Here is an 18103-nt window from a genome sequence, read left to right on the forward strand (position 1 = left end):
GCCGAGGAGCTGCACTGCTCGGAGCGGAGCGTCAAGCGGGCGACCGCGGCTCTGCTGCGCAAGCTGCGGGTCGCCAGCCGGACGGAGGCGGCGGCGCTCGCGGGACACGCGGGTCTGCTGACCGAGGGGTGATGCGATCGATACCCCTTAGGGGTACGATTCCCGGGAGAAGGAGGTCGCCACATGACGACTGCTCAGTACACGGTCCAGGGAATGACCTGCGGCCACTGCGTCAACGCCGTCGATGCCGAGGTCCGCCGGATCCCCGGTGTCACCGACGTCGCCGTCGACCTGGCGTCGGGGACGGTGACCGTCACCAGCGACGCGCCCCTGGCCCGGGAGGCCGTCCGGGAAGCGGTCGACGAGGCCGGTTACGAACTGGCCTGATCCTCCCCGGTCCGCGGCGCGTCGCAGCGCCGCGGACCGCCACACCGTGGGAGCCTGGACCGTCGTGGCGCTGCGGACTTGCGCTTCGGTGTTTCACTGGGACACCGGCCGGGCATGGTGCGGGTCATAGATCCGAAGGGAGTTCGACAATGGAAATCGGCGGCTTCTTCACTGCCATCATCATCGGTCTGATCATTGGTGCGCTCGGGCGGTTGGTGGTGCCGGGCAAGCAGTCAATTCCGATCTGGCTGACGCTGCTCATCGGTATCGTCGCCGCGCTGCTCGGCACCGTCGTCGCCGGTCTGCTCGGTGTGGACGACACCCGGGGCATCGACTGGATCGAGCTGCTGATCCAGGTCGTCTTCGCCGCCATCGGTGTGGCCCTCGCCGCCGGCGCGTACGGCCGGCGACGCGTTCGCTGACACTTTCCCGCAGACAGCCGACGCCCCACGGTGGACTCCCCGTGGGGCGTCGTCGTGTCCGGGGCGGGCTGCCGCACGGGCTGCGCATCCGGTCCGGTCGCGCTATGTTGGTGTGCATGTCCGCCGCAGTGTCCCGTTCCGTCCCGGATTCCCGGGTCGTGCGGCACACCCTGCGCGCCGCCGCGGCGGACTCCTGGTCGGTGACCCTGCGTTCCCTGCGGGTGCTGACCGGGGTCGCGGTGACCTTCCTGCTGCTGCTCTTCGGCCCGGCCACTGCGGCGACCGCCACCGGTCAGCCGGGCCCCCAGGCGACCATCGCCCAGGCGGCTGACAGCCGGCCCGCCACGGGCGGGGCTCCCGCAGTCGACGAAGCCCACAGCGCCGACGCCTCGTTCCCCGGCAGCGCCGCTCCGCGGCCCGCTGACGGCGGCGAGACCGCCGCCCCGCAGCGCCCCCGGCCGGCCACCGCTGACGAGAACGCCGAGAGCCGCGGTCGCCCCGCCCTCGGCGAGCGCGCCCCGCCCCGTCGCTGACCGCGTCCTGCCTGGTCGCCACCGCATGTCGCGTGGCAACTGACCGCACCTGCCTGGTCTGACCGCACCCCGCCTGGTCGCTCGACTGCCGTCGGCATCGAGACCGGCGGCGGCAGTCCCGGCCCCGCCCCGACCGGGCGTCCCGTTGAGCCAACTGTCCGCGCTGCCTGCTCACCCTTAGGTACCGGTGATGGAAATCTTCCTCTCGCAAGTCCTGCCCGAAGCCCCCCGCGCCGCCGTCATCTGGCTGCTGCTGCTCGCTGTCGTCATCGCCGCCGCCGCGGCCATCGGCACCGATCGCGGCCGTAGCTGGTTCGACGGCGACGGCCGGATCCGCCGCGCCGCCCTGCCCGACGCCCCGCCGGCAGCCGCCACCGAACGCCAGGAGCTGACCCGGTACGCCGACGAGGTGACCGTCGCCGCCGACCGTGCCGGCACAGCCGCCCGCCGCTGGCGGGACCAGTGGTCGGCCGCGGCCGAGGAGGCCGCCACGGCCTGGGTGGCGTACGAGATGGCCGAGGCGCAGCTGCGGCGCCTCGATGCCACCACGGCGCTGCCCGCACCGCGGACCCCGCGCACCCCCGCCGAGTACGCCGAGCGGGAGCGGCACCTGCACCGGTCGGCGCTGGCCGCGTACTGGCGCGGTGATCTGACGGTGGCCGAGCTCAGCGACGTCTTCGCCCACCGCGACGGCTGGGATCCGCGGCTGCACCCGGTGCATCAGGAGGTGTACCTGGCCCGGCGGGTACGCGACAGCCGGGCGGCCCGGCACCGGGCTGCCGTCGACCGGGAGCAGGCGGCCTGGCAGGAGGCGGAGGCGGCGGCCGTTGCGGCACGCAGCCTGCGGCAGGAAGCGATGGAGGCCCTGGCGCGGCTCACCGCCGCCGGCGGCCGGGCCCCCGAGGAATCGGCGGAGCTGTTGCCGTGGAGCACCGAACCAGTCGGGCAGCCGGCGGCCCGCTTCGTGTGACGGGTCCGCCCGGCTGCCCGGTGCGGTGCGTGGTTCTCGCGACTGTCGTCAGTGCCCGCGCGGCGTGAGGCCGAGCGCGGCGCAGGACTCCTCGTACATGCGGACCACCTCGTGGCGGACCTGGACCCGCTCGGTGATCTCGGTGGCGAAGGGGACCCGGACCGGGACCTCTGCGCCATCCACTGTGGCCGTGAAGTCGATGCCGGTGGTGTCACACCCGGTCATCCGGGCCGCCGAGGCCTGCGGCTGACCGCCGAGCGCCCGGCAGATCAGCAGGTTGTCCTCGGCGTGGTCGCCGTTCATGTGCTTCGTGATCGCCGCCACCGCGGCGTCGTCGAGGGTGAAGCTCATGCCTGCGCCTCGGGCTTCGGCGCGGCCGGCACCAGCTCGGCCAGCTCGGCGAAGACGGCCGTGTTGTGCGCGTACGCCACGACGACCTCGTCGATCAGCGCCTGCTTGGCCGGGCCGTCCAGCGGCAGGGCGTCGAGCTTGGCCCGGTACTCCTTCTTGTACGTCGGGATCGCCGGGATCTCGTCGAACTCGTAGAACTTCGCGCCCACCCCGTCGACGAGGCCGAACGTCCTGTTCACCACGCGGCCGATCATCACGCCGCCGGAGAGGTCGCCGATGTAGCGGGTGTAGTGGTGGGCGATGTACGCCGTCGCCGAGGTGGCGCAGGTTTCGCGGATGCGCGCGGCGTACGCGGCGGTCGCCGGGATCGGCGAGATCTTCTCCGCCCAGTCCGGACCGACCAGGAAGGTCAGGTCGGCCTCGAGGGTCGCCAGCCGGTGCAGGGCGTCGTCGACGAAGGGAGCTGCCATCGGGTCCTCGCGCATCGCCTCGGCGGCGGTCTCCAGCGCGGCGTAGATGAAGTAGTGCTGCACGGCCAGCGCCACGTAGCCCTCCAGCGGCAGGACGCCGTCGAGCAGCGCGGTGACGAACCGCTCCGACTCGGCAACGCCGTGCACCTGCTTGGTGGCTTCCCGGACCTGGACGGAGAAGGAGGCTTCGGTCGTGTTCATCGGCTTTCCTCAGGTGTTGGAATCAAGCGGGTCGTTCGGGCCGGACGGTGGGGAACCACCAGCGGCAGGCCGTTGCGCGGGTGGGCGATGACCTCGATGTCGTGCCCGTACGTCTCACTCAGACAGTCGCTGGTCAGGACCGCGTCCGGGGTGCCGGCGGCGCGTACCCGGCCTTTGGCGATCAGAGTGACAGTGTCGGCGTAGGCCCCGGCCAGGGCAAGGTCGTGCAGCACCACCACGACGGCGTCGCCGGCTTCGGCGCGTTCCCGGGCCACCTGCATGACCAGCTCCTGGTGGTGCAGGTCGAGCGCGGCGGTCGGTTCGTCGAGCAGCATCACGGTCGCACGCTGGGCGAGCACCCGGGCCAGCGCCACGCGGGCCTGCTCCCCACCGGAGAGGGCGGTGAAGGGCCGCTCGGCGAACTGGGCCACGTCGGTACGGCGCAGCGCGTCGGCGACGATCTCGTCGTCGCCGGCCGACTCGGGCAGCCCGCTCCACGGCGCCCGGCCCATCTGGGCCACCTCGTTCACCGAGAACGGGAAGCTGATCATGGCCCGCTGGGTGAGCATCGACCGGCGCAGCGCCAGCTCCGTGGAGCTCCACTGCGACCAGGGGGCGCCGTCGAGTTCGATCTCGCCGCCGGACGGGGCGACGTCGCCGCAGATCGCGGCGAGCAGGGTGGACTTGCCGGCGCCGTTCGGGCCGACCAGGGCGTGCACCTCGCCGGTGCGCACCGTCAGGTCGATCCCGTCGAGCACCCGGCGTCCGCCGAGTTCGACCCGCAGGTCGCGTACCTCGATGGCGACGCTGCCCGCGGGCCGGGGCACCGGCACCCGGGGACGGCCCCAGCCGAAGACGGGGCGCAGCCGGCGGCTGATGCGGCTCATCCCCAGCCTCCGGCGCGGGTACGGGTGCGGCGCAGCAGCCAGAAGAAGGCGGGTCCGCCGACGGCGGCGGTGAGCACGCCGAGCGGCATCTCCTGGTAGTCGACCAGGGTGCGGGCGGCCAGATCGGCGGCGATGACCAGCAGCGCGCCGCCGATGGCGCTGGCGGGCAGCAGCACCCGGTGGGCCGGGCCGGCGACCATGCGGATCAGGTGCGGCACGACCAGGCCGACGAAGCTGATGATGCCGGTGAAGGCGACGGCCGCCGCGCCGAGCAGGGCGGTCATCACGATCATCTGGATGCGCAGCTTCTCGACGTTGACGCCGAGGTGCTGCGCGGAGCGTTCGCCGAGGGCGAGCAGGTCGAGCTTGCGGCTGTTGGCGAAGGCGAAGGTCAGCCCGATCGCCAGGCAGGGCAGGGTGATCCAGACCGCGGTCCAGTTCGCCTGGGCCAGACTGCCGAGGTTCCAGAAGGCGATCGCCGAGACGCCGGAGTCGTCGGCGAGGAACATCAGCAGCCCGATCAGGGCGCCGCCGATGGCGTTGACGCCGACACCGGTGAGCACCAGCGTGACGACCTCGGTCCTGCCGTTGGCCCGGGAGATCAGATAGACGGCGAAGGTGGTGATCAGGCCGGCCACGAAGGCGCCCGCGGCGACGGTCCAGCTGCCCCAGGCGGTCAGTCCGGTCACGATGACCAGGGCCGCGCCGACCGCGGCGCCGGCGGAGACGCCGATGACCCCGGGCTCGGCGAGCGGGTTGCCGAAGATGCCCTGCATCACCGCGCCGGCGCAGCCCAGGGCGGCACCGATGATGGCGGCGAGCACGACGCGCGGAAAGCGGACCTGCCACAGGGCGCTCTCGCCGTGCGCGACGGAGGGGAGTGGGCCGACATCGAGCCCGAGCCGGTGCAGCACCGAGCCGATCACCTCGGCCGGGGAGATCTGCACCTGGCCGGTGCCGGCGGCCACCAGCACGACGGCGAGCAGGCCGACGCTGAGCCCGGCGATCAGCACCGGCCCCCGCGCGCTGCGGACAGTGCCGGAAACGGTGGTCACGCGGCGCCCTGGCAGCGGTGTACGGCGTCGGCCAGGGCCTGCACCGCCTTGCCGGTGCGGGTGCCGAAGTTGAGCAGCAGCCCGTCGGCCATGTCGACGATCCGCCGGTTCTGCCCGGCCGGGGTCTGGGCGACGCCGGGCATCTTGAGCAGGCCGTCGATGCCGCCGACCGATTCAAGTCCCTTGGTCATCACCAGCAGCACGTCCGGGGCGGCGGTGATCAGGCCTTCGCTGGTCATCGGCCGGAAGCCGTCAAGCCCCAGTTCGCTGCCGGTGTCGATGCCGCCGATCGCCTCGATCATCGCGTCCGAGCCGATGCCGTCGCCGCCAATGAGGTAGACACCGGCGGTCCCGCGCAGATAGAGGAAGGCGATCCGGGGCGAGTCCGCCGGGGCGTCCTTGCCCGCCGCGTCGATCTCGCTCTGCACACGTGCGATGAGCTGTTCGCCGGCGTCGGCGACGCCGAGCGCGGCGGCGACCGCGCGGATGTTGACCGGTACGGCGTCCAGGGTCTGCTCGTCATCGATCATGACGACCGGGATGCCGGAGCGGCGGAGCTGGTTGAGCACCTCGGCCGGGCCGATGCTGGCGTCGGCGAGGATGACGCTGGGGTTGAGCGCCAGGACCGACTCGGTGGAGAGGTCGTGGCTGCCCGGAGTGACCACCGGCAGGTGCTCGGCGGCGGCGAAGGTGGTGGCGGTGTCCCGGCCGACGACCTTGTCGCCGAGGCCGAGACTGAAGACGATCTCGGCGATCGAGCCGTAGAGGTTGACCGGCAGGATCCGGCTCGCGTCGGTGACGGTGACGGTCGCGCCGTCCGCGCCGGTGACCGTCACCGGCAGCACGGGCTGCGGGGCGGGGCTCAGCGGCTCCGGATCCATCGAGGCGACGGTGGCGGTGACCGGGCCGCAGGAGGCGCCGCCGGAAGCGGACGCCGGGCCGGGGCCGCGATCGGTGCAGCCGGTGACGCCGCCGGCGACCAGGAGCAGCGCCGTGGCGGCGAGGGCGAGACGCTTCACTTGGCGGCCCTGCGGCGGAGCAGCTTGGTGATGATCAGCAGGAGGGCGATCGCGCCGACGCCGATCAGGGCCATCGTCCAGAGCTGGCTGTTGTCGCCGGCGGAGCTGACCCGGCTCACCTCGACGCTGTCGTTGCCGGCGGCCTGGGCCGCGGCGGCGTCCAGGTCGGCCTCGTTGTCCGGGGCGACGCTGCCGGCGGTGGTCCCGGGGGCCTGCCCGCCGGTCGTGCCGTTCTGTCCACCTGTGGTGCCGCTCTGTCCGCCGGCCGTGCCGGTCTGCCCACCGGTGGTGCCGCTCTGTCCGCCGGTGGCACCGCCGGTGCTGCCCGACTGCCCGGAGGCGAAGGTGACGGGTACCTTCACGTCCTGGCTGCGGTCGGATCCGCGGGTGTGGTCGGCGCGGGTGGAGACCACGCACCTGCGTACCGTGCAGTCGACGTCACCGATCTTGGCGGTGACCTGGACCTGGGCGCTGAAGCTGCCGCCGGGACCGTACGGGATGACCAGATCCTGTGCGTACGAGGGCGGGTCGTTGGAGATCCAGGTGGAGGCGCCGGTGCTACCGGTCATGTCCACTCCGCCACCGCAAGGGCTGGCGACCTGGCCAGCGCCGTTGTCGACGCAGTAGGCGACGTAGATGCCCTTGCTGGTGTCGAAGCCTGCGCCGGTGACGGTGACCGTCTCGCCGGAGCGGCTGATGTTGCCGGCCTTGGAGACCGTCAGGGTCTGTCCCGCACTGCCCCGGCCAACCGTGTTCGCCTGCGCGGCGGTGGCGGTCACGCCGATCGCACCGATCGTCAGCACGGCGCCGGTGAGGGCGGCGGCGATGGTGCGGCGGGTGCGCGCCCGGTACGGGGTCACGGTGCGCGGCGAAGACATGGATCCCCCTGAGATACGTGGATCAGATTGGATGTAAAGGTCAAGATAGGTTCGCCTAACCTAAGGGAACCGTCATCCCGGAAGCAAGAGCCGGTTGGCCTGGTTTCTTGAACATCACATCTGATGGGATTCTTGGTTAGGTTGGCCTAACCTAAGTCCGACCTCCGGGCGTCTCGGCTGACCGCCGCAGACCCCGTCAACGATGTGGAGGACCGCAAGCATGATCCTTTCGAAGGCCGGTGTCCGGCGCGGCCGGACCGGGCGCTGGCTGGCCGTCGTCGCGCTCGGCGCGGCGACCGCGCTCGTCGCCACCCCCGCGGCCGCCGCCGAGGCCGAACTGAACGCCGGCAGCCTGAGCTGGGGCTTCAAGGAGTCGTTCCGCAACTACGTGAAGCGCGGCGACGGCAACCCGCCGATCGCGGCGTCCCAGGGCGCCACCATCAACGCCGACGGCACCTTCAGCTTCTCCTTCGCGGAGGGCACCTACGACGCCGTCACCGGCGCGGCGTCCGTGGAGTACGACGGCAAGATCGCGTTCTCGTACCCCGGACACGGCATGAACATCACGATCGCCAACCCGACGATCGTGCTCGGCAACGGAACGGGCACGCTCAAGGCCGACGTCGCCCTCAACCCGGGCGGCGCCGACGGGTTCGTCGCCACCCAGGCCGACCTCGCGGTGCTCACCACCACGGGCAACGTCGCCGTCGACGGTGCGGTCGTCACCGGCACCAACCTGCCGGCCGCCATCACCGCCGCCGGCGCCGCCGCCATGGACGGCTTCTACGCCGCTGGCGAAGCGCTCGACCCGGTCTCGTTCGCCTTCACCAGCGACGACTCCGTGCCGGCAACCCCGAAGGTCAACATCTCGAAGACCACCGGGCTGAGCCTCGACGAGCCCACCAGCATCACCGTCACCGGCTCGGGCTTCGACCCGAACGCCGCCGGCGGGCAGGGCATCTACGTCGGCTTCGGGCCCAAGACGGAGAACTTCCACACCAACTCCGCCATCCTCGGTGCGGCGAAGTGGCTGAAGGCGAACCCGGCCTCCTACCAGGAGCCGCTCAACGCCGACGGCACCTTCAGCACCACCCTCTCCCTCAGCGCGGTCTACACCACCCGCGGCGGCGAGGCTGTCGACTGCACGCAGGTCCAGTGCTACGTGATGACCTTCGCGGCGCACGGTTCGACCGACCGCAGCCAGGACACGTTCGCGCCGGTCACCTTCGCCGCCGTCCCGGCGCCCGAGGGTGGCAGCGCCAGCCAGCAGATCAGCGCGACCGTCCTCGGCGGCCCGCTGACCCTGGGCGTGGCCGGTTCCTCGGTCGCCCTGCCGGCCGCCGGCATCGGCTCGGTCACCACCGGTGCGCTCAACAGCGCCACCGTCGCCGACCTGCGTGGCACCAACGCCGGCTGGAACCTGGTCGGCCAGGTGGGTGACTTCGTCTCCGCCGACGGTGGCGTCATCGCCGCCGACAACCTCGGCTGGACCCCGAACGCCACCGGCGCCGACGGCAGCGTCGTCACCCCGGGTGCCGCCGCCACCCCCGGCAGCGGCCTGGGCAGCGCCCGTACGCTCTGCAGCTCCGCCGCCGGAGCCAGCGCCGGTACCTTCACCTGCGGCGCCGACCTGGCCCTCGGCATCCCGTCGACCGCCTCGGCGGGCGACTACACCGCGACCCTGACGCTCACCCTTTCCTGAGCCCACGGTCAACCGGTGGGGTGGGGCCTTTCCGGCCCTGCCCCACCGCACCGTTTTTCCGTCCTTCCCGAAAGCCCGGACATGACTCTCCGCGCCACCCTGCACCGGACCCTCGCCGCGCTCGCGACCACCGCCGCGCTGCTGGTCACCGCCGTTCCCGCCGGGGCCGCTCCCGCGCCTTCGCCGACGCCGGACGCCGCCCCGGCCGGTGCCGCGCCGGCAGCGGACGGCGGGTTCCGCTGGGCGGTCCAGCCCTCCAGCAAGGAGGGTCCGACCGGGCGCAACTACTTCGTCTACGACCTCGCCCCCGGTGACCGGATCACCGACTACGTCGGCATCAGCAACCTCGGCACCGAACCGATGACCTTCAGCGTCTACGGCACCGACGCCTTCACCACCGACGACGGCTCCTTCGCGCTGCTGCCGGCGAGCGACAAGCCGACCGACGTCGGCTCCTGGATCAAATTCGCGCAGGGGCGCTACACCGTGCAGCCCGGCCAGCGGCTCGACATCCCGTTCCGGCTGACCGTGCCGGCCAACGCCACGCCGGGTGACCACGCCGGTGGCGTCATCGGCGCGCTCGCCCAGATCGAGACCGACGCCGCCGGTCAGCGGATCAACGTGGACCGGCGCATCGCCGCCCGGGTCTACCTGCGGGTCGCCGGGGAACTCAACCCCGCCGTCGCGGTCGAGTCGGTCGACCTGCGCTACGACAACCCGCTCAACCCGGTCGGCGGCGGCGAGGCCGTCATCGTCTACCAGGTCCGCAACACCGGAAACGTCCGCCTCGGCGGCACCGGCACGGTCACCATCACCGGCCCGTTCGGCTGGGAGCTGGCCCGGACCACCCCGGGCGAACTGCCCGAGCTGCTGCCGGGCGCCACCATCACCGTCACCGAACGGATCACCGGCGTGCTGCCCGCGATGCGACTCACCGCCGAGGTCGAGCTCGACCCCCGCGCCGGCGATCAGCGGCTGGAGCCGGTGACACGCGCCAGCGGAGTCTGGGCCCCGCCGTGGGTGCTGGTGGGGCTGGTGCTGATCGGCGTCGGATACCTCGTGCTGCGCCGGATCCGCAACCAGCAGACGGCCGCTGAGAAGACGTCGGCCGCCCCGCAGCTCGCGGAGAAGACGTCGGCCGCCGAAGCCGCGGCGAAGACCGCCCCCGCGGCCGAAGGCACGCCGGGCGGCACGACGGCAGCCACGCCGGACACCGACGGTGGCGCCGAATCGCCGGAGCAGCGGTGATGCGCGCCCGTGCCGCCCTGGCCGCCGCCGGGCTCGCGCTGCTCACCGCCTTGGCGGGCGCCGCGCCGGCGGTCGCCGCCGAACCGGCGCTGACCGTCGCCCAAGAGAGCGTGCGCGCCGGTGACAAGCTGAGCTTCGCGCTGCGCGGCTGGCCGGCCGGGACCGTGCACGCCGAGCTCTGTGGCAACGAGGCGGCGCGCGGCTCGACCGACTGCGCCACGAGCGCCGCCGTGCAGTTCTACGTGCCCGCCACGGGCAAGGCCAGCGGCCGGCTGACCGTCGTCGCGCCGCCGGTCGCCTGCCCCTGCGTGCTGCGGGTCACGACGCTGGGGGCGGCGCCGACGACGCGTACGGCTCCGGTGGCGCTCAAGGGTGTCAAGGTCGAGGCCGCGGTCGAGACCGTGGCGCCGGCCCGGCTGCGGGTGGCCGACCTGGCGGTCGTCTCCACCGGTGGCCGCGCCGCACTGCTGGGCTGGTCCGACGAGATGGTGGTCCGGGTCGCGCTGCGCAACGAGGGGACCGTGGCGGTCACCGACGCGACCATGCACCTGCTCACCGGCCGTCCCGGCCGGGCTGGGGAGGTGGTGCCGGCGCCGCAGCTCGGTGTCATCGCCCCCGGGCAGACGCGGGAGTACCTGATCCGGGTGCCGGTCGGGGCGCCGGTCTTCGGCGCCTACGAACTCAGTGGCGAGGTGCGAACCGCGGGCGGGAAGGCGGCCTTCGTCGCCGAGGCGGAGAGTTACCCTTGGGCGCTGGTGGCGCTGCCCGGGCTGCTGTTGCTGCTGGCCCTGCTCCGGGTCGTCCTGCGCCGCCGCCCGGCCACCGCCGGCCCGGAGGCCACCCCCGCCGCCTAGGTCAGTAGGGCAGCTTCCGCCCCAGGTGGCGGGCGTACGCCCGGTGGGCGGTCAGGATGGCGTCCAGCCACCGGACGAGCATTTCGTCGGCGCGTACGACGCGGGTCGTGCGGACCTCGAAGGCTTCCCGGTCGTACGTTCCGTGTGCGGGGCGAATGCGGTGCCCGCCGTACGAAACGGACGAAGCCGCCCGGCGGAGTCCTCGCCGGGCGGCTTCGTGGGCGTACGTGGTGTCGCTACAGCAGCGACACGTGGACGTGATCCGTATGGTCCGAGGTGCCGCTGTATCCCGCCCAGCCGGTACTCGGGAACCAGATATTTCGGTGCCAGATGATGTAGTAGATGCCGAGTCGATCGGCATTTCTGATCAGGAATGCCGTCAGATTGTTCCCGTACAACATTTGATCTTGGGTGTAGGCCGGACTGAAGCCGCTGCTCTGCAGGGAGAAGTCACAGGCGCGGCCCTTCGGATGCTCCCAGATGTCGCCGGTGCGGAAGCAGCCGGTGAAGCGGGTGAAGCCCGCCTTGCGGGCCTCCTTGTACATGTGCAGCGTCCGGGGCGTCAGGCAGCCGGAGGTGGTGGGGTCGCCCTGCGTGCAGCCCTCCGGTGCCCAGCTGCCGTCGGAGTTGCGGCCGGGCGCCATGGCAGCCCGCGGGGAGGTCGCCGCGACCAGGCCGTTGCCGGGGAGGCGGCTGCCGCCGACCAGGCTGAGGGCCTTTTCGGTCTCCTCCCGCTGCTTGCGCATGGTCTTGGCTTGCTTTTCCTGCTCCGCGACCTCGGCGTCAATCTCGGCCTTGGCCTGGGCGGCCTCGTCGCGGGCGGCGTTCAGCTCGCCGATCTTGTCGTTGTTGATCATGTTCAGCTCTTCGAGCGTGGTGACCCGTTCGAGGAACGATCCGCTCGACGAGCTCTCCAGCAGTACGGCGACCGTGCTGATCCGGCCACTGCGATACGACTCGATCGCGATCTGTTCGACCTGCGGACGCAGCTTCTCGACCCGGGCGTTCGCCTGGTCAAGTCTCAGCTCGAGCCGCAGCTGGCGCTTCTTGGACTTCTCCAGTTTCTTCTCTGCCTGGAGGTAGCCGCGGGTGACCGTTTCGAGCGCGTCGCCGAGCAGTACGGAGTCGTCATTGGCGTGACCGTGCCCGGAGGGGGTGTCCGGGTCGGCCGCCGCGACCCCGGCGGGGCCGACGACGACGATCGCAGCGGTGAGAGCAGCTACGGCGCCGGTCAGCCAACGGCGTAGGGGTGCCGTCACGTGTTGTCCTTCCTGTGGCCGCCGCCCGGGTTAGCTGACGGGTTCGGGAGGGAAGCTCTCCCTACCGCCGGAGCGGATTCACCCCAAGAATATGGTTCCCCGGGTCGCGTGGGCGATTAGGCGGTGATACCGCAGGCGCTGGTGCGCGCCGACGACGGTGATCGGCAGCGAGATTACCGGAGGCGAGCCGGGCCAGCCACTTCGGTACGTACGGAAATCGTTGCGTCACAACGGGTTTCGGAAATGGCCCGGCAATTGACGGGGATCTGTCGGCGGCGGGGCGATCTTCGTCACGTCGGTCGATTCTCGCCGCGGCGGCGCCGGACTCCCGGTGCGCCGTCGAGACCGCCCCCCGGCTGCCGTGCAGCCGGTCGGCGACATGCCGTGCCGCTAGCAGTCCACCCGGCGCAGAATGTCTCACCATCAGGGGATGAGAACTCAGCAGACTCTGCGGACCAGGCTGGTGGAGTCCCCGACGTCGTACGGCGGCCGGCGGCGCGCCGAGCGCGCGGCCTGGCTGCGCCGGACATTTCCGGACCTGGCCGAGATGACAGTGCTGGACATCGGCGGGCGGGTGGAGAGCTGGACCGGTGCCGACGTGCGCCCGGCCCGGGTGCACGTGGTCAATCTGGAGCCGCCGCGCACGCAGATCCCCGACTGGGTCGAGGTCGACCACGCCGACGCCTGCGAGCTGCCGCCGGAGATCCGGTCCCGCCGCTACGACCTGGTCTTCAGCAACAGCGTGCTGGAGCATGTCGGCGGCCACGAGCGGCGTCGGCGGATGGCCGAGGCGGTCCGGGAGCTGGCGCCGCGGTACTGGGTGCAGACCCCGTACCGGTACTTCCCGATCGAGCCGCACTGGATCGCGCCGGGGATGCAGTTTCTGCCGGTGGCGGCCCGGGCGGCGCTGGCGCGGCGCTGGCCGCTGTCGCACACCCCGGCGCAGGGCTGGCAGGACTCGATGGCCCAGGTGCTCGCCACCGAGCTGATCGGCCGCGCCGAGCTGCGTTTCCTCTTCCCGGAGGCGGAGATCCGCGCCGAGCGGCTGCTGGGGCTGTCGAAGTCCCTGATCGCCGTGCGGACCGGGTGACGCCGACCGGTGGCCGGGCTGCCGCCGGATGACCGCGCCGCACGGGTGGCGGGTGTGGCCCGCGCCTCCACCGGTGGATCTTGTGCAACCGAGGTGAACGCATGTTTACTCGGTCGATGGTGAACGTCTGTTCACCACTGTCGCGTACGCGCGGCAGCCGCTCCACCGGCTGGAACCACCGTGACAGTGCCGCCCACCCGCAGCCCCAACGTCATCCTCGTCGCGCTCGCCTCCTGCGGCGTGCTGGTCTCGATCACCCAGACCATCGTCGTGCCGTTGCTGCCGCAACTGCCCGGGCTGACCGGCAGCAGCGCCAGCAACGTGAGCTGGCTGGTCACCGCCACACTGCTCACCGGCGCGGTCTGCACCCCGCTGCTCGGCCGCGCCGGAGACATGTACGGCAAACGCCGGGTCCTGCTGCTGGCGCTCGGGGCGATGGTGGCCGGCTCGCTGCTCTGTGCCCTCAGCACCAACCTGCCGGTGCTCATCGCCGGGCGGGCGCTGCAGGGCGCCTCGATCGCGCTGGTGCCGCTGGGCATCAGCATCCTGCGCGACGAACTGCCCCCGGAGCGCGTCACCTCGGCCATCGGCTTCATGAGCGCCACCCTCGGTCTCGGCGGCGCGCTCGGCATCCCCGCGGCCACCCTGGTCGTGCAGTACGCCGACTGGCACACCATGTTCTGGGTCTGTGCAGCGCTGAGCGTGCTCATCATGGTCGTGGTGATCCGCGTCGTGCCAGAGTCGCCGATCCGCACCAACGGGCGCTTCGACACCGTCGGCGCGCTCGGGCTCACCGTCTTTCTGCTCTGCGTACTGGTGCCGATCTCCAAGGGTGGGGTCTGGGGCTGGACCGCCCCGGTCACCCTCGCCATGTTCGCCGTCGCCGCGGTCGTCGCGCCGATCTGGACCATCCACCAGCTGCGGATCCGCCAGCCGATGGTGGACCTGCGGGTCTCCGCCCGGCCCGCTGTGCTCTTCACCAACCTGACCGCGATCCTGGTCGGCTTCGCCTTCTACGCCAACGGCCTGACCACCGCCCAGCTCGTCCAGGAGCCGACGGTCACCGGGTACGGCCTCGGCGCCTCGATCGTGGTGGCCGGGCTCTGCATGCTCCCCGGCGGCATCGTCTTCGTCCTGCTCTCGCCGGTCTCGGCGCGCATCTCCGCCACCCGCGGCCCCCGGTTCACCCTCGCCCTCGGCGCCGTGATCCTGATCGTCGGCTACGCCCTGCGCATGGTCACCAACACCAGTCTCGTCGGCATCACCATCGGCGCCACCGTCATCGCCGTCGGCACCGCGGCGGCCTACTCCGCGCTGCCCGCACTGATCATGCATGCTGTGCCGGTGAGTGAGACCGCCGCGGCAAACGGCCTGAACACCCTGATGCGCTCCATGGGGCAGGCGGTCTGCAGCGCCGTCGTGGCCACCGTCCTGGCGAGCATGATCGCCACCACCGGCGGGCACACCGGTCCGACACTCGGCGCGTACCTGACGGTCTTCGCCATCGCCGGGGCCTGCTCGATCGCCGCCCTGGGCTGCACCCTGCTGATCCCGGTGGACCGCCGCGACCCCGGCGCCGCGCCCGCCGCCCCGGCACTGGCCGGCAGCGCGGCATGACCAGCCCCGACACCAGCCGGGCCGCGATCCTGCGCGCCGCCCGGCGCGCCTTCGCCCGGCAGCCGTACGACGCGGTGACGTTGCGCGGCATCGCCGCGGAGGTCGGCGTCAGCGCCTCCCTGATCGTCAAGCACTTCGGCGGCAAGGAGGAGCTCTTCTGGGCGGTCGCCGACTTCGCCGACGCCGCGGCCGACCTGCTGGACGCGCCGAACTCCCGGCTCGGCCGGCACACGGTGCTGACCGTCCTGCGGTGGCGGCGCGAGCTCAACTCCGACCTGCTGGTGCGGGTCGTCTTCGCCGCCGGGGTCGGCGAGGAGCGCGTACTGCTGCGGGAACGGTTCCAGGAGCAGATCGTGCGGGCATTCGCGGCCCGGCTGACCGGCGCGCAGACGCCGCTGCGTGCCGAACTGCTCGCCGCGCACCTGCTCGGGCTCGGCGCCGCGATGGCCGTCAACCTGGGCGGCCCGGCCGCGACCGGGGACCCGGAACGCATCGCCGATCTATACGCTCCCTCGTTGCAGTCTCTGATCGACGGCGAGGCCGCGACGGGCGAGTGAGCCGCAGCGCTAGGGGGACGACGATGAGCGACGTGGTGGTCGGTGGCGGAATCGTCGGCCTGGCGGTGGCCCGGCAGCTGCTGATCCAGCGCCCCGGCAGCACCGTCACCGTGGTGGAGAAGGAGCCGGCCGTCGGACGGCACCAGACCGGGCACAACAGCGGGGTGGTGCACGCCGGCGTCTACTACCCGCCGGGCTCGCTCAAGGCCGCCCTCTGCCGGCGCGGGGTAGCGCTGCTGCGCGAGTACACCGCCGAGCACGGCATCGCCTACCGGGAACTGGGCAAACTCATCGTCGCCCTCGACGCCGACGAGGAGAAGCGCCTCGGCGACCTGCACGAGAGGGCTGCCGCCAACGGCGTACCCGGGATCGAACTGCTCGGCCCCAGCGGCATGCGCGACCTCGAACCGCACGTGCACGGCCGCGCCGCGCTGCACTCGCCGCAGACCGCGGTCGTCGACTTCGGCGCGGTCGCCCGCAGCCTCGCCGACGACGTCGTACGCCGTGGCGGGCAGGTCCGGCTCGGCACGGCCGTACGCGGCATCCGCCAGAGCGGCGACAAGGTGCGGCTGGGCACCTCCGGCGGTGAGATCGTCGCCGACCGGGTGGTGCTCTGCGCCGGGCTGCACGTCGACCGGCTGGCGGTGCTGGCCGGCGGCGACCCGGCCCCGCGGATCGTGCCGTTCCGCGGCGAGTACTACCGGCTCACCCCGCAGCGGGCCGACCTTGTCCGCGGACTGGTCTATCCGGTGCCGGACCCGCGCTACCCGTTCCTCGGGGTGCACCTGACCCGCCGCGTCGACGACACCGTCGACGTCGGACCCAACGCGCTGCTCGCGCTCGCCCGCGAGGGCTACCGGCACCACGACCTGCACCTGCCCGAACTGCTCGGCACGCTGACCTACCCGGGTTTCGTGCGGATGGCACGGCGGCACTGGCGTACCGGGGTGAGCGAGCTGGCCGGTTCGCTGGTGAAGTCGCGCTTCGCGGCGGCGGCCCGCCGCTACGTGCCCCAGTTGAGCGCCGCCGACCTGCTGCCGGCCCCCGCCGGCGTACGCGCGCAGGCCGTCGACCGGGACGGCAGCCTCGTCGACGACTTCCGGATCGAGTTCAGCCGGCGGGTGGTGGCCATCCGCAACGCCCCGTCGCCCGCTGCCACCTCCTCCCTGGCGATCGCCGAGCACATCGTGGCGCGCCTGGAGTGAGGATGAGCCGCGGGCGCCGCGGCACGGTCCGGCGAGAATGTCGTAGCGCTGCGCCAGAGTGTGACGATGATTGATCCCACGTGGCCGCCACAGCCCGCCCCCGGAGCTCTGCGGCCCGAAGGTCTGCGGCCCGAAGGTCTGCGGCCCGAAGCTCTGCGGCGGTTGCACGATGCGATGGCCGCCCGCGTGGCGAACGGCGAGCTGCCGGGCCTGGTCACGCTCCTGGCCCGCGACGACGACGTGCAGGTCGACGCGATCGGCACGTACGGCTTCGACGATCCACGGCCGATGCGGCGCGACACCCCCTTCCGGCTCGCCTCGCTCACCAAACCGGTGCTCGCCGCGCTCACCCTGCGGCTGGCCCAGGAGGGCCTCTTCGAGCTGGCCGAGCCGGTCGACCGGCTCCTGCCGGAGCTCGCCGGTCGCCGGGTGCTGGCCGACCCCGGCGGGCCGCTGCACGACACGGTGGCAGCCCGTCGCCCGATCACCGTCGAGGAGCTGCTGACCTTCCGGCTGGGGATCGGGATCTCGCCGGAGATGCTCACGAGCCGGCCGCCGATCCTGGCCGCCGCCGAGGAGCTGCACCTGGTCCTCGCCGACCCCGACCCGCGGACGCCACATCCGCCCGACGAGTGGATGCGGCACTTCGCCACCCTGCCGCTGCTGACGCAGCCCGGCGAGCGGTGGCACTACAACGTCGGTTCGTTGCCGCTGGGTGTCCTGCTCGCCCGGGCCGCCGGTGCGCCGCTGGCCGAGGTGCTGCGGGATCGGCTCCTGGCGCCGCTCGGGATGACGCGGACCGGCTTCTGGACCGACCCGGCGCAGGCCGCGCTGCTGCCGCCGCCCTACATGACCGACGAGGAGACCGGCCGGTTGGCGCAGCGCCGGGTCTCCCCGCCGCAGGAGTGGAGCCGGCCGCCGGTTTTCCCGTCCGCCGCGGCGGGGCTCCTCTCCACCGTGGACGACTACCTGGTGTTCGCCCGGATGCTGATGAACGGGGGTGCACACGAGGGACAGCAGGTGCTCACCGCCGAATCGGTCGCGGCGATGACCCGCAACCATCTCACTCCCGGCCAGGTGACCGGCGCCGGGATGCTGCTCGACGGCCAGGGCTGGGGGTACGGCGTGGCGGTCGCCGTCAGCCCCGACGAGGTCTCGCCCGTGCCCGGCAGGTACGGCTGGAGCGGCGGCTACGGCACCGCCTGGTTCAACCACCCGCAGCACCGGCTGATCGCGATCGCACTGAGCCAGACGACTGATTTCCTCTTCAACGGCGCGTTGACGGACTTCTCCCGCCTCGCCGTCGCCACCGCCTAGGTCAGGATCCCGGGGTCCGGCCTGCAGGTTTCCGGCAATCGCCGCCGATCCACCCGATCTTCGTCGTCGCCCCCGGTGCAC

The 18103-nt window shown here is 72.4% G+C and carries 20 protein-coding genes and 1 riboswitch; of the genes, 13 read left to right on the forward strand and 7 right to left on the reverse strand.

Annotation, left to right across the window (positions count from 1 at the left end):
• The first annotated feature begins 9 nt into the window (after nucleotides 1-9).
• The 5 genes from ACK8GG_RS02675 to ACK8GG_RS02695 all read left to right on the forward strand — a co-directional run bounded on the left by ACK8GG_RS02675 (nucleotide 10) and on the right by ACK8GG_RS02695 (nucleotide 2312).
• Nucleotides 10-132: a hypothetical protein gene (locus tag ACK8GG_RS02675; RefSeq protein ID WP_440354442.1), complete on the forward strand. Its 123-nt coding sequence runs from the start codon at nucleotides 10-12 to the stop codon at nucleotides 130-132.
• A gap of 51 nt (nucleotides 133-183) precedes the next feature.
• Nucleotides 184-387: a heavy-metal-associated domain-containing protein gene (locus ACK8GG_RS02680; protein WP_440348428.1), complete on the forward strand. Its 204-nt coding sequence runs from the start codon at nucleotides 184-186 to the stop codon at nucleotides 385-387.
• Nucleotides 388-536: 149 nt separating this feature from the next.
• On the forward strand, nucleotides 537-809 hold the full coding sequence (locus tag ACK8GG_RS02685) for a GlsB/YeaQ/YmgE family stress response membrane protein (protein WP_440354217.1): 273 nt from the start codon (nucleotides 537-539) through the stop codon (nucleotides 807-809).
• Between the two features lie 116 nt (nucleotides 810-925).
• Nucleotides 926-1342 carry a hypothetical protein gene (locus ACK8GG_RS02690; protein WP_440354216.1) on the forward strand — a complete coding sequence of 139 codons (417 nt, stop codon included), beginning with the start codon at nucleotides 926-928 and terminating at the stop codon, nucleotides 1340-1342.
• A 190-nt stretch (nucleotides 1343-1532) separates the two neighbouring features.
• Nucleotides 1533-2312: a hypothetical protein gene (locus tag ACK8GG_RS02695; RefSeq protein ID WP_440348425.1), complete on the forward strand. Its 780-nt coding sequence runs from the start codon at nucleotides 1533-1535 to the stop codon at nucleotides 2310-2312.
• Between the two features lie 48 nt (nucleotides 2313-2360).
• On the opposite strand, the gene ACK8GG_RS02700 is transcribed toward ACK8GG_RS02695, so the two are convergent.
• Genes ACK8GG_RS02700 through ACK8GG_RS02725 form a run of 6 tightly spaced genes read right to left on the reverse strand, consistent with a single transcriptional unit; the run spans nucleotide 2361 to nucleotide 7173 of the window.
• Complete coding sequence (locus ACK8GG_RS02700; protein ID WP_440354215.1) at nucleotides 2361-2663, reverse strand: DUF2470 domain-containing protein; 303 nt, start codon at nucleotides 2661-2663, stop codon at nucleotides 2361-2363.
• Complete coding sequence (locus ACK8GG_RS02705) at nucleotides 2660-3334, reverse strand: biliverdin-producing heme oxygenase (protein ID WP_440348423.1); 675 nt, start codon at nucleotides 3332-3334, stop codon at nucleotides 2660-2662. The genes ACK8GG_RS02700 and ACK8GG_RS02705 overlap by 4 nt, the downstream gene beginning before the upstream one ends.
• Nucleotides 3331-4221, reverse strand: coding sequence for a heme ABC transporter ATP-binding protein (locus tag ACK8GG_RS02710; protein WP_440355438.1), 891 nt, complete (start codon nucleotides 4219-4221; stop codon nucleotides 3331-3333). Before ACK8GG_RS02710 ends, ACK8GG_RS02705 begins: the two co-directional genes overlap by 4 nt.
• The gene (locus ACK8GG_RS02715) at nucleotides 4218-5276 is read right to left on the reverse strand and encodes a FecCD family ABC transporter permease (RefSeq protein ID WP_440355439.1); all 1059 of its coding nucleotides are present in this window, start codon (nucleotides 5274-5276) and stop codon (nucleotides 4218-4220) included. Before ACK8GG_RS02715 ends, ACK8GG_RS02710 begins: the two co-directional genes overlap by 4 nt.
• Nucleotides 5273-6295, reverse strand: a complete 1023-nt coding sequence (locus ACK8GG_RS02720; protein ID WP_440354212.1) for a heme/hemin ABC transporter substrate-binding protein — start codon at nucleotides 6293-6295, stop codon at nucleotides 5273-5275. The genes ACK8GG_RS02715 and ACK8GG_RS02720 overlap by 4 nt, the downstream gene beginning before the upstream one ends.
• Complete coding sequence (locus ACK8GG_RS02725; protein ID WP_440355440.1) at nucleotides 6292-7173, reverse strand: hypothetical protein; 882 nt, start codon at nucleotides 7171-7173, stop codon at nucleotides 6292-6294. Before ACK8GG_RS02725 ends, ACK8GG_RS02720 begins: the two co-directional genes overlap by 4 nt.
• 220 nt (nucleotides 7174-7393) lie before the next feature.
• On the opposite strand from ACK8GG_RS02725, the gene ACK8GG_RS02730 reads away from it, so the two are divergent.
• From ACK8GG_RS02730 to ACK8GG_RS02740, 3 genes are all read left to right on the forward strand, one after another.
• Nucleotides 7394-8875 (forward strand): HtaA domain-containing protein, encoded by a 1482-nt coding sequence (locus tag ACK8GG_RS02730; RefSeq protein ID WP_440355441.1) that lies wholly within the window; start codon nucleotides 7394-7396, stop codon nucleotides 8873-8875.
• An 81-nt stretch (nucleotides 8876-8956) separates the two neighbouring features.
• On the forward strand, nucleotides 8957-10123 hold the full coding sequence (locus ACK8GG_RS02735) for a WxL protein peptidoglycan domain-containing protein (RefSeq protein WP_440355442.1): 1167 nt from the start codon (nucleotides 8957-8959) through the stop codon (nucleotides 10121-10123).
• Nucleotides 10123-10977, forward strand: a complete 855-nt coding sequence (locus ACK8GG_RS02740) for a hypothetical protein (RefSeq protein ID WP_440355443.1) — start codon at nucleotides 10123-10125, stop codon at nucleotides 10975-10977. The genes ACK8GG_RS02735 and ACK8GG_RS02740 overlap by 1 nt, the downstream gene beginning before the upstream one ends.
• A 236-nt stretch (nucleotides 10978-11213) precedes the next feature.
• Here ACK8GG_RS02740 and ACK8GG_RS02745 read toward each other — a convergent pair whose 3' ends face one another.
• Entirely contained in the window at nucleotides 11214-12236 is a 1023-nt protein-coding gene (locus ACK8GG_RS02745) for a coiled-coil domain-containing protein (protein WP_440355444.1), read from the reverse strand.
• 3 nt (nucleotides 12237-12239) lie between these two features.
• A riboswitch (cyclic di-AMP (ydaO/yuaA leader) is annotated at nucleotides 12240-12369 on the reverse strand.
• A 297-nt stretch (nucleotides 12370-12666) separates the two neighbouring features.
• Between ACK8GG_RS02745 and ACK8GG_RS02750 the strand changes: the two genes are divergently transcribed.
• The 5 genes from ACK8GG_RS02750 (at nucleotide 12667) to ACK8GG_RS02770 (ending at nucleotide 18022) form a co-directional block, all read left to right on the forward strand.
• Nucleotides 12667-13326, forward strand: coding sequence for a methyltransferase domain-containing protein (locus ACK8GG_RS02750; RefSeq protein ID WP_440348414.1), 660 nt, complete (start codon nucleotides 12667-12669; stop codon nucleotides 13324-13326).
• A gap of 180 nt (nucleotides 13327-13506) precedes the next feature.
• Entirely contained in the window at nucleotides 13507-14943 is a 1437-nt protein-coding gene (locus ACK8GG_RS02755; RefSeq protein ID WP_440355445.1) for an MFS transporter, read from the forward strand.
• Nucleotides 14940-15500 carry a TetR/AcrR family transcriptional regulator gene (locus tag ACK8GG_RS02760; protein WP_440348412.1) on the forward strand — a complete coding sequence of 187 codons (561 nt, stop codon included), beginning with the start codon at nucleotides 14940-14942 and terminating at the stop codon, nucleotides 15498-15500. The genes ACK8GG_RS02755 and ACK8GG_RS02760 overlap by 4 nt, the downstream gene beginning before the upstream one ends.
• 23 nt (nucleotides 15501-15523) lie before the next feature.
• Nucleotides 15524-16705, forward strand: coding sequence for an L-2-hydroxyglutarate dehydrogenase (gene lhgD, locus ACK8GG_RS02765; RefSeq protein WP_440348411.1), 1182 nt, complete (start codon nucleotides 15524-15526; stop codon nucleotides 16703-16705).
• 174 nt (nucleotides 16706-16879) lie between these two features.
• The gene (locus tag ACK8GG_RS02770) at nucleotides 16880-18022 is read left to right on the forward strand and encodes a serine hydrolase domain-containing protein (RefSeq protein WP_440355446.1); all 1143 of its coding nucleotides are present in this window, start codon (nucleotides 16880-16882) and stop codon (nucleotides 18020-18022) included.
• The last annotated feature ends 81 nt before the right edge of the window (nucleotides 18023-18103 follow it).

The sequence above is a fragment of the Melissospora conviva genome (assembly GCF_049523535.1).
Lineage (GTDB): Bacteria > Actinomycetota > Actinomycetes > Mycobacteriales > Micromonosporaceae > Melissospora > Melissospora conviva.